The sequence below is a fragment of the Streptomyces sp. NPDC002156 genome, from assembly GCF_053593675.1.
This window is the reverse complement of the sequence record NZ_JBSFDA010000129.1, coordinates 1-14413: the sequence shown is the minus strand read 5'-3', so window position 1 is coordinate 14413 and position 14413 is coordinate 1. Positions and strand designations below refer to the sequence as shown.

At 67.6% G+C, this 14413-nt stretch carries 13 protein-coding genes; 6 read left to right on the top strand and 7 right to left on the bottom strand.

All coding sequences use genetic code 11. The features are described 5' to 3' along the window. The first annotated feature begins 196 nt into the window (after positions 1-196). Entirely contained in the window at positions 197-553 is a 357-nt protein-coding gene (locus tag ACWCRB_RS36250) for an ArsR/SmtB family transcription factor (RefSeq protein WP_369035264.1), read from the top strand. Here ACWCRB_RS36250 and ACWCRB_RS36245 read toward each other — a convergent pair. Next, the gene (locus ACWCRB_RS36245; protein WP_451000111.1) at positions 537-1847 is read right to left on the bottom strand and encodes a hypothetical protein; all 1311 of its coding nucleotides are present in this window, start codon (positions 1845-1847) and stop codon (positions 537-539) included. The two genes, ACWCRB_RS36250 and ACWCRB_RS36245, sit on opposite strands and share 17 nt — an antisense overlap. A 723-nt stretch (positions 1848-2570) precedes the next feature. Continuing rightward, positions 2571-3284 (bottom strand): FadR/GntR family transcriptional regulator, encoded by a 714-nt coding sequence (locus ACWCRB_RS36240; protein WP_451000110.1) that lies wholly within the window; start codon positions 3282-3284, stop codon positions 2571-2573. Positions 3285-3435: 151 nt separating this feature from the next. Between ACWCRB_RS36240 and ACWCRB_RS36235 the strand changes: the two genes are divergently transcribed. Genes ACWCRB_RS36235 through ACWCRB_RS36225 form a run of 3 tightly spaced genes read left to right on the top strand, consistent with a single transcriptional unit; the run spans position 3436 to position 5843 of the window. Continuing rightward, positions 3436-4284, top strand: a complete 849-nt coding sequence (locus ACWCRB_RS36235) for a fumarylacetoacetate hydrolase family protein (RefSeq protein WP_451000109.1) — start codon at positions 3436-3438, stop codon at positions 4282-4284. Between the two features lie 43 nt (positions 4285-4327). After that, positions 4328-5254, top strand: a complete 927-nt coding sequence (locus tag ACWCRB_RS36230) for a VOC family protein (protein WP_451000108.1) — start codon at positions 4328-4330, stop codon at positions 5252-5254. 4 nt (positions 5255-5258) lie between these two features. After that, positions 5259-5843 (top strand): FAD-dependent monooxygenase, encoded by a 585-nt coding sequence (locus ACWCRB_RS36225; RefSeq protein ID WP_451000107.1) that lies wholly within the window; start codon positions 5259-5261, stop codon positions 5841-5843. Between the two features lie 16 nt (positions 5844-5859). Here the strand turns inward: ACWCRB_RS36225 and ACWCRB_RS36220 are convergent, their stop codons facing one another. From ACWCRB_RS36220 to ACWCRB_RS36205, 4 genes are all read right to left on the bottom strand, one after another. After that, on the bottom strand, positions 5860-7329 hold the full coding sequence (locus tag ACWCRB_RS36220) for a hypothetical protein (protein ID WP_451000106.1): 1470 nt from the start codon (positions 7327-7329) through the stop codon (positions 5860-5862). 382 nt (positions 7330-7711) lie between these two features. Then, positions 7712-7933, bottom strand: a complete 222-nt coding sequence (locus ACWCRB_RS36215) for a hypothetical protein (protein WP_451000105.1) — start codon at positions 7931-7933, stop codon at positions 7712-7714. Between the two features lie 10 nt (positions 7934-7943). Next, positions 7944-10319 (bottom strand): SpoIIE family protein phosphatase, encoded by a 2376-nt coding sequence (locus ACWCRB_RS36210; protein ID WP_451000104.1) that lies wholly within the window; start codon positions 10317-10319, stop codon positions 7944-7946. A 132-nt stretch (positions 10320-10451) separates the two neighbouring features. Next, entirely contained in the window at positions 10452-11279 is an 828-nt protein-coding gene (locus tag ACWCRB_RS36205) for a LuxR C-terminal-related transcriptional regulator (protein WP_451000103.1), read from the bottom strand. 114 nt (positions 11280-11393) lie between these two features. Here ACWCRB_RS36205 and acs point away from each other — a divergent pair, with 114 nt between their 5' ends. Together acs and ACWCRB_RS36195 are read left to right on the top strand one after the other, a co-directional pair. After that, the gene (acs, locus tag ACWCRB_RS36200) at positions 11394-13361 is read left to right on the top strand and encodes an acetate--CoA ligase (protein WP_451000102.1); all 1968 of its coding nucleotides are present in this window, start codon (positions 11394-11396) and stop codon (positions 13359-13361) included. Further along, positions 13361-13924, top strand: coding sequence for an adenylate kinase (locus ACWCRB_RS36195; RefSeq protein WP_451000101.1), 564 nt, complete (start codon positions 13361-13363; stop codon positions 13922-13924). Before acs ends, ACWCRB_RS36195 begins: the two co-directional genes overlap by 1 nt. 109 nt (positions 13925-14033) lie before the next feature. On the opposite strand, the gene ACWCRB_RS36190 is transcribed toward ACWCRB_RS36195, so the two are convergent. Continuing rightward, positions 14034-14174 (bottom strand): hypothetical protein, encoded by a 141-nt coding sequence (locus ACWCRB_RS36190; RefSeq protein WP_451000100.1) that lies wholly within the window; start codon positions 14172-14174, stop codon positions 14034-14036. Between the last annotated feature and the right edge of the window lie 239 nt (positions 14175-14413).

The following is a 14413-nucleotide window of genomic DNA, read 5'->3' as shown; positions in this document are numbered from 1 at the left end:
AAAGCCGCGTACTCCACCGCCTCGCACGCCCATGAATTGAAGACTTCTTCAACTGGGCATATCCGGATCAGATCAATCCCATGGGCGTGCGGGGCCGGATGCACGAAAATCGGTCCACCAGACCGCCTGCGGTGGCACGTACAGGGCCACCGCGCCAGATGCAGCCCGTCGAATGCGGCAGGGAGCGCGATTCACCATGCAGGTCCCCCTTTACCAGGCCAAGGCCGAGTTCTTTCGGATGCTCGGACACCCGGTGCGCATCCGGGTCCTGGAACTGCTGCAGAACGGCCCCGTCCCCGTACGCGAGCTGCTGAACGAGATCGAGATCGAACCGTCCAATCTCTCCCAGCAACTGGCCGTGCTGCGCCGTTCGGGGATCGTGGTGTCCATCCGGGAGGGCTCGACCGTCAGCTACGCCCTGGCCGGTGGCGATGTGGCCGAACTCCTGCGCGCGGCCCGGAGGATCCTGACCGAACTGATCTCCGGCCAGAGCGAGTTGCTCGCCGAACTCCAGCAGGCGGACCCCCGGCCGATTCTCACTCCGGATCGGTGACCGGCTCCCCCACCTGTGTCCTGCGACCGATCGCCGCCACCAGGGCGATCAGCGCCAGCACCGCCAGCAGGACGAGCACCAGCAGAAGCACCGTCAGGACAGTGGGGTGATTCCAGAGGGCGAACAGCAGGGCCACTGCGAGCAGGACGCCGACGGTGAGCCGATGCCGGTGGTCCGCCGTCCACGTTCCCACCCGCCCGGCGTGCATGTCGTGGGTGTCCGCCCAGCGGGCGGCGGAGTCGGCGGTGCGCTCGGAAGCGGTACGCAGGGCGCGCGCCCCTCGGCCGGGGCCGACGGCATAGGCGCCGACCGCGACCACCACACCGAGCACGATCACGGTACGCAACGTGGCCCGTACGAAATGCAGGAGATGGTCGAAGACGGCTGCCGCGGCCGCCTCCGACAGGACCCGCGGGGGCAGGTGATCCAGGTAGTAGCGGCGGGCTACGGCAAGGCCGACGGCGACGATCAGGCAGGCGGTGACGGCGCCCAGGGCGGCCCTGGCCAGGGCGCGTCTGCGCCGGTGGGCGAGGAGTACTCCCGCTGTCGCGATGAGCACCGTCATCGCCGGCATCCAGGTGCCGATCACGTCGAGGGCGTGCGCGGCGCCCCGCATGCGCTCCAGTTTGTCGGACGTGAACAGCACCATCTGCTTGTCGACGTCCGGGATGTCGGCGGCCGGCGACACACCGGAGTCGACGAGTTCCTTCCTGACCCGGTCGACAGCGGTGCCGACATCGAGGGTCACGGTGTCCTCGTGCACGCCGACCGCTCCGCGGCCCCTTCCGGTCAGGGCGTGAACCACGGTCGAGTGGGCGACCCGGTTGGCGGAGGTCCACACCTTCTCGAAGCTGTCGCTCTCGACGAAGCGCTTCGCCGCCCTGTCCGCGGCACCGGTCACGGCCGCGTTCAGCTGCGGGGCCAGCCCCTTGACCGCTCGGGCCGCCGTCGGCGGCAGGCCCTGCGACCGCAGCCAGGTCGCGAGTTCGGCGGTGACCCGCTTGGCGTCGACGCGAACCTCGACGGCCCGGACGATGTGACCACGTGCGGCGGCCTCGATCGCGGGGTCTGAGGCGAGCGGTTCGACCGTCTCGACGTAACGGTCCGTGTCGAGGACGATGTCGTGCACCCACACGGTCAGTACGGACACGGGGATGAGGACACAGGCGAGGACGATCAGTACCGCCGAGACCGCCTTCCCCGCGAGTCTCCCCGCGCCGACCACGTACGACCCGCCACCCGACGGTGAACCCTCCTGGGCGGGGCCATGCGCCGGGCCGAGCGGGCTGGTCATCCGTCCTCCAGGAGTGAGGCGCGGCCTGTCCGCCTGCCGTCGGTATCCATTCCTCACGATCAGTGCGGTGGCGGCATCCTGAGGCGGGCCATCCGGAGGTTCCGCTCGGGGAGGGCATGGAGCCGGGGCGGTGGGAAGACTTCCGGGGCGGAAACAGGGCCGAAGGCGGCAGGCTCCGCACTGGCCTACGGCTCGCAGACTGACCGCGCTGAGGCGTCCCGCCGGGTACGGGAAGGCCCACACCCACCCCTGCAAACAGCCCCGCTCCCCCCCTGGGCCGAGGCGGAGGCCGAGCCCGTGCCGTGGCTGCGGCCCGGTCTCAGCGGCGCAACGACATGTACGCGCCGCCGACGCTGAACGTCACCGCGTCGGCGACGGGCGCCCAAGGTCGTCATGCCGAGGCCGCCATCGCGTACGACACACTGCGGCCCTTCTCCCGCAGCGTCCTCGGCGCCGAACACCAGCAGACGGTCGGACCGCGCCCCGACGCTGAACGCGCTCGCCGGGTATGCCGCATGCGAGGCGCAGCCGACCTGCGATGCCCCGATGACCATGTGGCGTCGTGTGGTCATGCCTGCGCCCGAGTCATGGAAGTGTTCCAGAGCCACTACGGGTCAGGTTCTGTGTGCCGACGGGACTCGGCGGCATCGATGACCGGTTCGTCGTCCTCGTTGATTTGCGGCAGTTCCGGGGCGACTTGCCCGCCACATCCCCTGCGCGTGGTCAGGTTTCGCCGGCGAGGCTCGTGTTGTGCTCGTGGATGAGCCGCAGCGCCGTGTCGCGGTCGCGCGCGTCGAGGGCGTCGACGAGGTCTCGGTGGAGTTCGTGGCGCTGTGCGACGTACTCGGCGAGCGGCTGGTCGCTGCCGGGCAGTACGGCCAGAGTGTGGGCCTCGATGAGGTCGAGCAGGTTCTTGTAGAGCGACCTCAGCAACGGGTTCGGGCTGATCTCGGCGATACGGGCGTGCAGCTTCCAGTTGGCGTGGACGAAGGCGACGGGATCGGCCGCCGTGACCGCCTCCGCCATGGCCTCGATCTGTTGTCGGAGGTCCGCGATGTCGGCCGGTGAGGCGTGCCACAGCGCGTCCTCGATCAGCAACGGGTCGAGCGCGTCACGGATGCGCACGGCGTCCGCGACATCCGTCCCCTGGGCGTCCAGTGCGAGGACGGAGTTCCCGAGGCGCACCATGGGGGACTGCTCGGCCACGAAGATCCCGCCGCCCGGACCGGGTCTCACGGTGACCAGGCCGCGGGACTGGAGCAGGCGGAGCGACTCGTTGAAGGTCCCGACCGAGACCGCGCACTGAGTACGCAGCAACTCCTTCGTGCCGAGCCTGGCACCCGGTCGTGCGGCCTCGGCGAGCGCGGCGATGCGCTGCGCCGCCTGCTCGGCCCGGCTGGACGCACTCGTGCGTGCGGCATCGCGTGCGGTACTCAAGGCTCTCCTTCGACGGCTCACTGAATTCATTATGAAGGTTACCCCGATCCCCCCTTGACGTCTCCGGAACCGCGGGCGCAACATCAACGTAATCATCATGCTGAATTGGATTCCGGCAGGGTGACCACATGACCCCGACGAGGAGCGCACCATGCGGATCGCCAATCTCTCCGGCCGACTGGTCCTGATCACCGACGACCAGGCCCGTGCCGTCGACGTCGAGGAGGCCAGTGACGGACGCTTCGGTGCCGACCCGCAGGCCGTCTACGAACGCTGGGCCGAGTTCCGGTCCTGGGCCGGTTCGGCCGAGCTCCCGCAGGGGCAGCGCTTCGAGGCCGCCCACCTCGGATCGCCCGCGCCGGCGCCGCGCCAGTTGCTCGCCATCGGGCTCAACTATCGTGCGCACGCCTCGGAGTCGGGCTTCGAGGCCCCCGAGGGCCTGCCGCCCGTCTTCACCAAGTTCGCCACCAGCATCAGCGGCCCGGTCACCGAGGTCGCGCTGCCGCCCGAGGGGCACACCGACTGGGAGGTGGAACTGGTCGCGGTGATCGGCACTCGCGCCGAACGCGTCTCCGAGGCGGATGCCTGGTCACACATCGCCGGACTCACGGTCGGCCAGGACATATCCGAGCGAATCACCCAGCTGGCAGGGCCCATCCCGCAGTTCGGTCTCGGAAAGTCCTTTCCCGGGTTCACGCCCATGGGTCCGTGGCTGGTCACCCCAGACGAGTTCGACAATCCGGACGACCTGGAGCTCTCCTGCTCCATCAACGGCGAGGAGGTCCAGAAAAGCCGTACCAGTGACCTGATCTTCTCCGTCCCCGCGCTCGTCTCGAAGCTCTCCGCCGTTCTGCCGCTGCTCCCCGGCGACGTCCTTTTCACCGGCACCCCGGCCGGCGTGGGCCTGGGTCGCGATCCGCAGCGCTGGCTGGCCCCCGGCGACGCACTGGTCTCGTCCGTCGAAGGCATCGGCGAGCTGCGCCAGAACTTCAAGGGCTGACGCGCCCGCCCGGGTCACGGAACCGGACAAAGGAGTCCCCTTCATGTCACTGCACTGCCTGACCTCCCTCACCATGGGGGTCCCCAACGTCGGCGAGACCGCCGCCTACTACGCCGACTTCGGCCTCTCGCCCGAGAGCGACGGCTGGTTCGCCACCCGCGACGGCGGCCGCCAGCTGCGCATCGTGCACGCTCCGACCCGCCGCCTGATCGAGGTACGCATCGGCGTCGACGACCATGACGACCTGGCCGGCGCGGCCTTCCGCCTCGATCGCATCGGCGTGCCGAGCGAGTCGAAGAGCTCGTCGCTGACCGCGTACGACAAGGCCACCAGCGTACGCGCCGTTCTGGAGATCGCTCCGCGCCTGACCCAGCGGAGCGTCCCGGCCACGCCCTACAACGGGCCCGGCCGCATCGAGCGCACAGATTCCCGTGCCCCCGGCGTCCTGCGCACCGCTCCCGTGCGGCCGCGCAAGCTCGGCCACGCAGTCGTCGGCACCACCGACTTCGAGGCGACCACCGCGTTCTTCCGCGACGGTCTCGGCTTCAGGGCCAGCGACTACATCAAGGACGCCGGCGCGTTCCTGCGCTGTTCCATCGACCACCACAACATCCTCGTCCTGAACGCGCCGGTCGCCTTCCTGCACCACACGTCCTGGCAGGTCGACGATGTCGACGACGTGGGACGTGGCGCGAGCGCGATGCTGGCGGACCACCCCGAGCGCCACATCTGGGGCTTGGGCCGCCATCACGCGGGGTCGAACTTCTTCTGGTACCTCAAGGACCCGGCCGGCAACTTCTCGGAGTACTACTCCGACATGGACTGCGTCGTCGACGACCAACTGTGGAATCCCGAGGTCCTCGAAGGAGCCAAGGGGCTGTTCAACTGGGGCCCGCCGCCGCCCCCGTCCTTCCTCCACCCCGAGGACCTCGCTGCTCTCATGACCGGCACCCACAGCGCGGAGAAGTGACCCGATGACCCGACACACCCCACGCGAAGAGCGCATCCACGAAGTCGCCCTCGTCGGCTTCGGGCCCGTCGGCCAGCTCCTGTCCCTGCTACTCGCCCGCGCCGGCCACGACGTCCTCGCGCTCGAACGCTGGCCCCAGCCGTACGACCGGCCGCGCGCCGTGCACTTCGACGACGAGATCGGCCGCGTCTTCCAGGCCGCCGGCGTCGGTGAGCAGGTACGGGCGGTCACCGAACCGGTACCGGACCACTACGAGTGGCGCAACCGCGACGGCGACGCCCTCGTCCGCATCGACTGGTCGGGTACCGGCCCCTCGGGGTGGCCGGTCGCCAACTTCTTCTCCCAACCCGAGCTGGAGGCCGTCCTCACCACGGCCGCCGCCGGACAAGAGGGCATCACCCTCCGCCGGGGCCAGGAGGTCACCGACCTCCAGGAGCACGACGATCACATCGAGTTGACCACCGGCACGGGAGAGACCTTCCGCGCGCGCTATGTCGTCGGGACCGACGGTGCCAACAGCTTCGTGCGCTCCCGCATGAAGACCGCCATCACCGACCTGGGTTTCTTCTACGACTCGGGCGTGATCTGAGGAGACCGTGCGCGACTCAGGGCTGCGCCTGCCTCAGCAGTCCCTTGACGGACACTTCCGAGTTGACGGAGACCCAGGCAAGGCCGTATCTCTCGGCCTCTCTGTCCATTTCATCCTCGTCCAGTTCTGTATATATTTCGTAGATCGACTCGCTTATCTTCTCGTTCTTGAAGTTGAACGAGGAGACGAAGGAATCCATCCCCTCTTCCGGCGACCAGAAAGCCGCCACATACCGCGGCTTGCGTGTCACGTTGATCAAGTTGTCGTTGTAGCGCACCCTGCCGTGGTGTATGACGTGCTCACCGCAGTCGTCGCAGTAATATCTCCCTTCCGACTCAATCCAGGAGAGTCTTTCATAAGAGAATTCGTCGTCGATCTTCCCGCGGTCCTGCCGCAGGACAACGAACTGAAGAACGGCATCCAGCGTCTCGTACTGGGTGTGCTTAGGGAGTGTGATCACCTTCTCCATCTTGAACTCCTCCCCGGAGTCCAGTGTTGACCCAGGACCCTGGAACTGCCCAGATGAAATGATCTCATCTTTGACTTTACTCTCGAATGCCTCTGCCTCCGGGGCCCACCCATCCTCCTTGCCTACTTTCCATTCCATCATCCCCTCGCCTGACTCGGAGAACTCGGCCGAGCGTCCATAGACCGCGTAGTCGTCGACGACGATGTAGACAGGAATTCCTCCGGTGTTCTTCGCGTAGAGCTTGAGGGGGATGTGGATATAGGGCGAGTCGGCATCTGTCTGTGGTGTACCGAATTCCGATTTCAGGACGAAGTGCCGGGGGGCGGCAATGGGTTGATAGAGAATTGAGTATCCCAGGCTGATGGCTGTCAGGAGCGCCGTGACGGTAACTCCTGCCGCGAACTTCCTGGGGTGCGGTATCCCTCTCCACACCTTTTCGCGGATGAGAGTATGGAGGGCCCACAGCGACCAGATCCACAGGGCGAGAAAAATCAGGACAGTGGCTATGAATTCTCGTTCCTGCAGCCACAGGAAGAGGAGAAGGGTCGTGGTGGCCAGCGCCATGAGCACGCCGAGCAGGACCAGTGCTCCGGACAGCCTGACCTGCCGACGGCCCCAGTGGTCGACGACCGCAGGCAACGCGATGCCCTGAACTGCGCCTGCCAACAGGAACAGAACTCCGACGAGACGTTGCGCGAAGGTCAGTGCTCCCAGGGCGTCCGCCCAGCCGATGACAGCGTGCAGCCCCAGCGAGCCGACCAGTCCCACGAGCATGAGGGTGATGACCACACGCCGTCTCCAGCCCCTGTCGTCGGGCCAGACGCTGCTGTCGCCGCCGCGCCAGTGGACGCGCGAGCGGTCGTCGAGGTCCATGTCGTCGGGGTAGCCGAGGGAGCGGAGTACCTTCCGCAGCTCGCGGAGGGACCAGGCGGTGCCCACCGTCTTGCCGTGGATGGTGATCCGGCGCAGACCACGCCGGTCAGCTGGCTCGACGACCACCCATGGTCGTATGCCCATGGGACCAGGCTCGGATTCCCGCCCGTCATGTGCACGCCGGGCTGCTGCGTTCGATTGAATCAGTGGTTCGAACGAAGGCGCTCCAAAGCTGTAAAGGAGACCGCGAAGGAGGGTCGAGTGGTGTCCTTGGAGCCGCGGACACGGACGGTGTGGGGGCAGGTGGCGACCTCGACGCGCCCAATGGCCGGGCCGAACGCTCTAATGGTTTCCGTCGTTGACCAGCCCTTTTAGGTTCAAAGACGGGTTCTGAGCCGTACGGCCTCAAGGAGTCCCTGCGCAGCTTCCGGGTCGGTCTGCGCAGGCGCCCCGGCTTCGCCTGGAACCTCGCCGACCGCTACCTGGTCCTCACTGGTATCTCGTGCGTAACCAGCTGTCAGGTCTACTACCTGATGGATCGCCTCGGCCACCGCGACGACCAGGTCACCGAGAAGCTCCTCACCGGCACGTTAGCCGCCGGCCAGTCCTTCGAGATGTACGTCGCCGACTGGTCGTCCTCGGTCTCGGTGACGGCCTCCACCTGTCGGTCGACCCGGCGCCGGCGCCGCCGTGCTCCCCAACCCACCTGGGACGCCACGGCACCACCGAACTGGTCGCCGGGCGCCATCTCACCCACTTCAACCGGCAGGCGATCGACGGCATCCGGCGCCGGGTTGGAGGAGTTGTTCGGCCCAGATGGTCTTTCCGCTGAGGGTGTGGCGGGTACCCCAGCGCTCGGTGAGGTGGGCTACGAGAAGCAGTCCTCGGCCCCCCTCGTCGGAGAGGCGGGCGCGGCGCATGTGCGGGGTGGTTCCGCTGGTGTCGGAGACCTCGCACACCAGACTCTGGTCCATGATCAGTCTCAGCCGAATCGGGCCGGTGGCATGCCGGATGGCGTTGGTGACGAGTTCGCTGACCACCAGTTCCGTGGTGAAGACCTCCTCGTCCAGTCCCCATGAAGTGAGGCGGTCGCCGGCCTGTTTGCGGGCTTCGGCCACGACGGCGGGATCAGAGGGCAGGTCCCAGGAAGCCACATGGTCCGGGGCGAGGGCACTTGTACGGGCGACAAGAAGGGCGATGTCGTCGGTGTGCGGGTCGGGGCGCAGGGTTTCCAGAACGGTGTCACAGAGTGTGTCCAGTGACGGGGCAGGTGAGGTGAGAGCTCGCAGCAGTGCGTTGTATCCGTCGTCGATGTCCTGGTCGCGGGCTTCGATCAGTCCGTCGGTGAACAGGACCAGCAGGCTGCCTTCGGGCATGGTGAGTTCGGTCGCCTCGAAGGGCAGACTGCCCAGGCCGAGCGGGGGTCCGGCGGGCAGGTCGATGACCTGTGCCGTTCCGTCGGGGTGGACCACTACGGGGGCGGGGTGACCGGCTCTGGCCATGGTGCAGGTGCGGGAGACCGAGTCGTACACGGCGTACAGGCAGGTGGCGCCGAGGTCGCCGGGGATCTCGGTCGAGGTGTCCGCGGACTCCTCCTCGTGCGCGGCGTGGGTGACGATGTCGTCGAGGTGGGTGAGGAGTTCGTCGGGCGGCAGGTCGATGTCGGCCAGGGTCCGTACGGCGGTGCGCAGGCGGCCCATCGTGGCAGAGGCATGGATGCCGTGGCCGACGACGTCACCGACGACGAGGCCCAGCCGGGCCGCCGGCAGCGGAATCACGTCGAACCAGTCGCCGCCCACCTGTGCGCTGCCACCCGCGGGCCGGTAACGGGCGGCTGTTTCCAGGCCGGTGTGCTGGGCCGGCCCCCGGGGCAACAGGTTGCGTTGCAGCGTGAGTGCGAGGCCGCGTTCGCGGGTGTACCGGCGGGCGTTGTCCAGGCAGATCGCGACTCTGGCAACCAGGTCCTCGGTGACGGCGAGGTCATCGTGCGTGAAGGGTGCGGGGGTTCTCGCGTGACGGAGGAAGACAGCCACACCGAGAGTGGCGTCCCGGGCACGGATGGGCACCGCGATGAGTGAATGTGTCATGGGGCCTTCGGCGAGCCGGCTGACGATCTCTGCGTCGGCGACGTCGTGCAGTTCCGCGCGGCCGGTGGTCAAGCAGCGGGCGACCGGCGACGACGTCGGATGGGTGTGCGTCTCGCCGGTGGCGAGCACGGTCTCACGCACCTGCGGATCCGCGGAGACGTGCGCCGCCCGGCGCAGCACGACCGGACCAGGCGCAACGGGCGCGGGCAGCTCGCCGCGAAAGACGGCGTCCAGCAGGTCGACGGTGACGGAATCGGCGAAGCGCGGCACCGCGACGTCGGCCAGTTCCTGGGCCGTACCCTCCACGTCCAAGCTGCTGCCGATTCGGGTCCTGGCTTCGCTCAGCAGCGCCAGGCGTTCCCTGGAGCCGTGCTGCTGGGTGTCGTCGTAGGCCTCCAGGGTGACCGCGCGTACCTGCCCGTCCGCGCCCTTGAGCGGAAAAATATCGACAGCCCAGGCATGTGCCCTGGACTCGCCCGGAACCCTGACGACCCCGTCCATGTACTCCGGCTCGCCGGACATCGCCACCCGGGAGATCAGTTCTTCACCCTCCTCATACGGAGACCCCGGCATGTAATCGGTCAGGCGTAGACCCCGGACTTCGTTCTCGGGGTGTCCGATCGCCCGGGCCATCTCCTCGTTGATACGGAGCAGTCGGCCCCCGCGGTCGTAGATCACGAGGGCTTTCGGGTACTGGTCGAACGCCCATTGCATGAGTGTCCCGTCCCCGGCAGCCGCAATGAGCAGGAAGCCGGTCACCTGCTCACCGTCCAGCAGCGGACACACAGACCCTTCCAGACCCAGGAGCCGACCGTCTCGGTGCCGGAACACCGAACCCCCGCCACCGCCGACGTCCGAGGCAAACAGATCGGCCACCGGTCTGCCGACAATCTCTCCGGGTGTGTATCCGAGCAGGCGCTGCGCCCCGTTGCTCCAGCGGGTCACACGACCGTCCGGGTCGGTCACCGCCACGGCCGTGGACATGTCGAGGCAGGTGTCCATCAGCCCGTTGAACCAGCTGGATGTGGGATCGCCGATAGCGCCCATCGTCGCTCACCTGGCCCTTCGCCCTCTGAGCAGACGCATTTTCCACGATCGTCGACGAAGGGTCCGAGCGCAAGCCGCGGTGAATACGGCTCATCGCGCACCGCCATCGGGCCTACGCCCCCGAGCGCGCCGTCATGGCAGTAGTCCGCGACGGCGCGCTTCCACCACCGCGACCTGCCTGGTGTGTGCATGAAGCCGCGCCATCGCCTGACGCAGATAGCTCTTGACGGTAGGGACGGAAAGGCCCAGCCGTGCCGCGATCTCGGCGTTCTTGAGGCCCAGGCCCACGAGCGCCAATGTGTCGATCTGCCGAGCGGTGAGGCTGTCGGCAGCCTCGTGGCCGTCGACCGCCTTCGCGGGTGCGGCAAGCTCTCTCAGCTCGGCGGCGACCAGCGGGTCTGACACGCGGTGTGCGATCTCGCGAAGGCGCGCGTGAATCTCTCCGAGGTCGGCGGGCGCCGCGCGCGTGGCCGACTCGGCCGCGTGCAGGAGGCGCAGTCGGTCGTCCACCTGGTCCCTGATGTTCAGTTCGTGAGCGATGCGCTTCGCCTGACGCTCCAGGAACTGAACGACGTCCGAGGACCGCGACGACGAGCGTTCGCCCACGTACAAGAGCCCCCTCACGATGCGGCGCACGATGATCGGGGCTACCGCCAGGCTGACGATTCCTTCCCCGAGGATCTGGTCGTCGAAGTCGTGGGTGATGTCGTCAGCGGTTGCGTAGTCGCCGACCGCAAGCGGCTTTCCGAGCTCCCAACTGCGACCTCCGAGGCCGCGAGACGGTGCGAGCACGATCGACGTCAGCGTCTTGCGTTCCGCCCCGGAAACCGCCGTGATGCGGACTTTCCCGTTCTCGTTCAGGCCGCCGAACGACACCGCGCCGCGGATTGCCCGGCGGACCTCACGACTCGTCTGCTGCAGCAAGGCGATGTCGCTGGGTCGCATGAGATCGACGGACATCCAATACCTACTTTCGGACGTGCCGAGGGCCGACGAATCACTTGATCATGTGGCCCACACCTCTACGACAGCGGCGTCGTTCCCGCTGGCGCACAGATCGGAGGCAGGATCGAAATGCCTGATCGGATCAGCAACCCGGCAGATGATGCTCGCACGTTCGACCCACCGGCGGATCTCGCGGCGGGCGCGAACCTGAAGATTGATGCGTACGACAGCGCCGCGAAGGACCGGCTCGCGTTCTGGGCCGAGCAGGCAGAGCGCATCTCGTGGGCCAGGCCGTTCACCGAGGTCCTTGACTGGACCAACGCACCGTTCGCCAGGTGGTTCGTCGACGGCAAACTCAACGCAGCGTACAACTGCGTCGATCGCCACGTCGAGGACGGCAATGGCGACCGCGTCGCCCTGCACTTCGTCGGCGAGCCCGGCGATGCCCGCGACATCACCTACGCGCAACTCAAGGACGAGGTGTCGCAGGCAGCCAACGCGCTGGCCCAGCTCGGCGTGCGGGTCGGTGACCGGGTGGCCATCTACATGCCGATGATTCCCGAGGCCGTCATCGCGATGCTCGCGTGCGCGCGCCTGGGCGCCCCGCACACGGTGGTGTTCGGCGGCTTCAGTTCCGACGCGCTGGCAAGTCGGGTTCTGGACTGCAACGCGAAGATCGTGATCACCGCGGACGGGGGCTACAGACGAGGCGCGGCGTCGTCGCTGAAGCCGGCTGTCGACGAAGCCATCGTCACGCTGGGCAAGGACAGCCCCGTCGAGCATGTCGTGGTCGTGCGGCGTACCGGTCAGGACGTGCCGTTCGATGACATCAGGGATGTCTGGTGGCACGAGTCCGTCGGCAAGGCGTCCATCGAGCACACGCCCGAGTCGTTCGACTCGGAGCACCCCCTTTACGTCATGTACACATCGGGCACCACCGGCACGCCCAAGGGCATCCTGCACACCACGGGCGGCTACCTGGTGCAGACCGCCTACACGTTCTGGGGCGTGTTCGACCACAAGCCAGGTGACGTCTACTGGTGCACCGCCGACATCGGTTGGGTCACCGGTCACTCGTACCTCGTCTACGGGCCGCTTGCCAACGGCGTCACGCAGGTGCTCTACGAGGGCACCCCCGACACCCCGCACAAGGGTCGCTGGTGGGAGATCATCCAGGACAAGGGCGTCACGCTGTTCTACACCGCGCCCACCGCCATCCGCACCTGCATGAAGTGGGGCGAGCAGATCCCGGCGGAGTACGACCTGTCGACGCTGCGGATCCTCGGCTCGGTCGGCGAGTCCATCAACCCCGAGGCCTACATCTGGTATCGCGAGAACATCGGCGGTGGGAGGACCCCCATCGTCGACACCTGGTGGCAGACGGAGACCGGCGGCCACATGATCAGCCCGCTGCCCGGTGTCACCTCGTCCAAGCCCGGCTCCGCCATGTTGCCGGTGCCCGGAGTCACCGCCGACGTCGTCGACGATGCCGGCAACAGCGTCAGCAACGGCGAGAGCGGCTACCTCGTCATCCGCGACCCGTGGCCCGCGATGCTGCGCACCATCTGGGGCGACGACGAGCGCTACAAGGACACCTACTGGTCGCGCTGGGAGGGAATGTACTTCGCCGGCGACGGCGCCAAGCGCGACGAGGACGGTGCCATCTGGCTCCTCGGCCGCGTCGACGATGTCATGAATGTCTCCGGCCACCGCCTTTCGACCACCGAGATCGAGTCCGCCCTCGTGTCGCATCCCAAGGTCGCCGAAGCCGCCGTGGTCGGCGCCGACGACGACACCACCGGCCAAGCCGTCGTCGCGTTCGTCATCCTGCGCGAGTCGGCGGGCGACGGGGGCCGGGAGGTCGTCACGGAGCTTCGCGATCACGTGGGCAAGGAGATCGGCCCCATCGCCAAGCCCAAGAGGGTCATGGTCGTCCCGGAGCTCCCCAAGACCCGCTCGGGCAAGATCATGCGACGGCTGCTCCGCGACGTAGCAGAGAACCGGGAGGTCGGCGACGCCACCACGCTCGCCGACAGCTCGGTGATGGACCTGATCGCAGCAGGAATGGCTGCGCCCGCGACGGCCGAGGAGGACTGATGCGTCTGCTGATCATGGGACCGCCCGGAGCCGGCAAGGGTACGCAGGCGGTCGCGCTGGCCGAACGGGTGGGCGGTCCGCACATCTCGACGGGTGACCTCTTCCGGGACAACATCAAGCGCCGAACCGAGTTGGGTGTGCTCGCCGAGAAGTTCATCGCGGCCGGCGAGTACGTTCCCGACGCCGTGACCGATGCCATGGTCCGGGACCGTCTCGCGGAGCCCGACGCGGCTTCGGCGTTCGTGCTGGACGGCTACCCGCGCACCGCACGGCAGGTGGCCGCACTCTACGATCTCCTGGATGCTCGTGGCGCACCCGTCGACGGTGTCATCGAGCTCGTGGTTCCCGACGAGCAACTCGTTGCGCGTATCCGCCGTCGTTCGGCCGACGGCGGCCGGCTCGACGACACCGACGAGGTCGTTCGCCACCGGTTGGCCGTCTACTCCGAGCAGACAGCACCCCTGCTTCGCGCCTACGGCGACCGTGGCCTGTTGCATCGCCTGGACGGTACCGGGGATCTCGAAGAGGTCCGCCAACGCATCGATTTCGCGTTGGGGATCTGACGGGATCTCCGAGCACTGTTTCCTGGGCCAGGCATGGTCGATGTTCCTCTCATGAGTCCATCTCCCCCCTGTCACCACACGTCGCCCCTAGCCAACGCCGGCGCCTCGCCTAGGTGGCACAGTGCCGGCCCGCGACGGCCGCGAGCACGTTGAGGACCCCCATGACCAGGCATCGGCCCGGCCGTGGCAGCCCCTCCAGCCCCGCGGGTGTTCTCGACAGCCTTACGGCGGCGTCTTGCACGGTTGGCATCTGCGGCAACCTCCTCGACCCCGCGTCCCGCCGCGGGAAAGGAATGCTAAATCGATTAGGCCGTGATGTCACAGGAAGGTAGCTCAATCGTTCTGGTCCTGCCGCGTGATTGTCTTCCTCGTCGCGGATCCTCGACGCCGGGCCGTCAGGCGCGGCCTTTGAGCATGCCGTGCCAGTACAGGGCGGGCAGTCCGTAGCGCTTGAGCAGCCACATGTCGTGGCGCTCCTTGGTGGTGTCG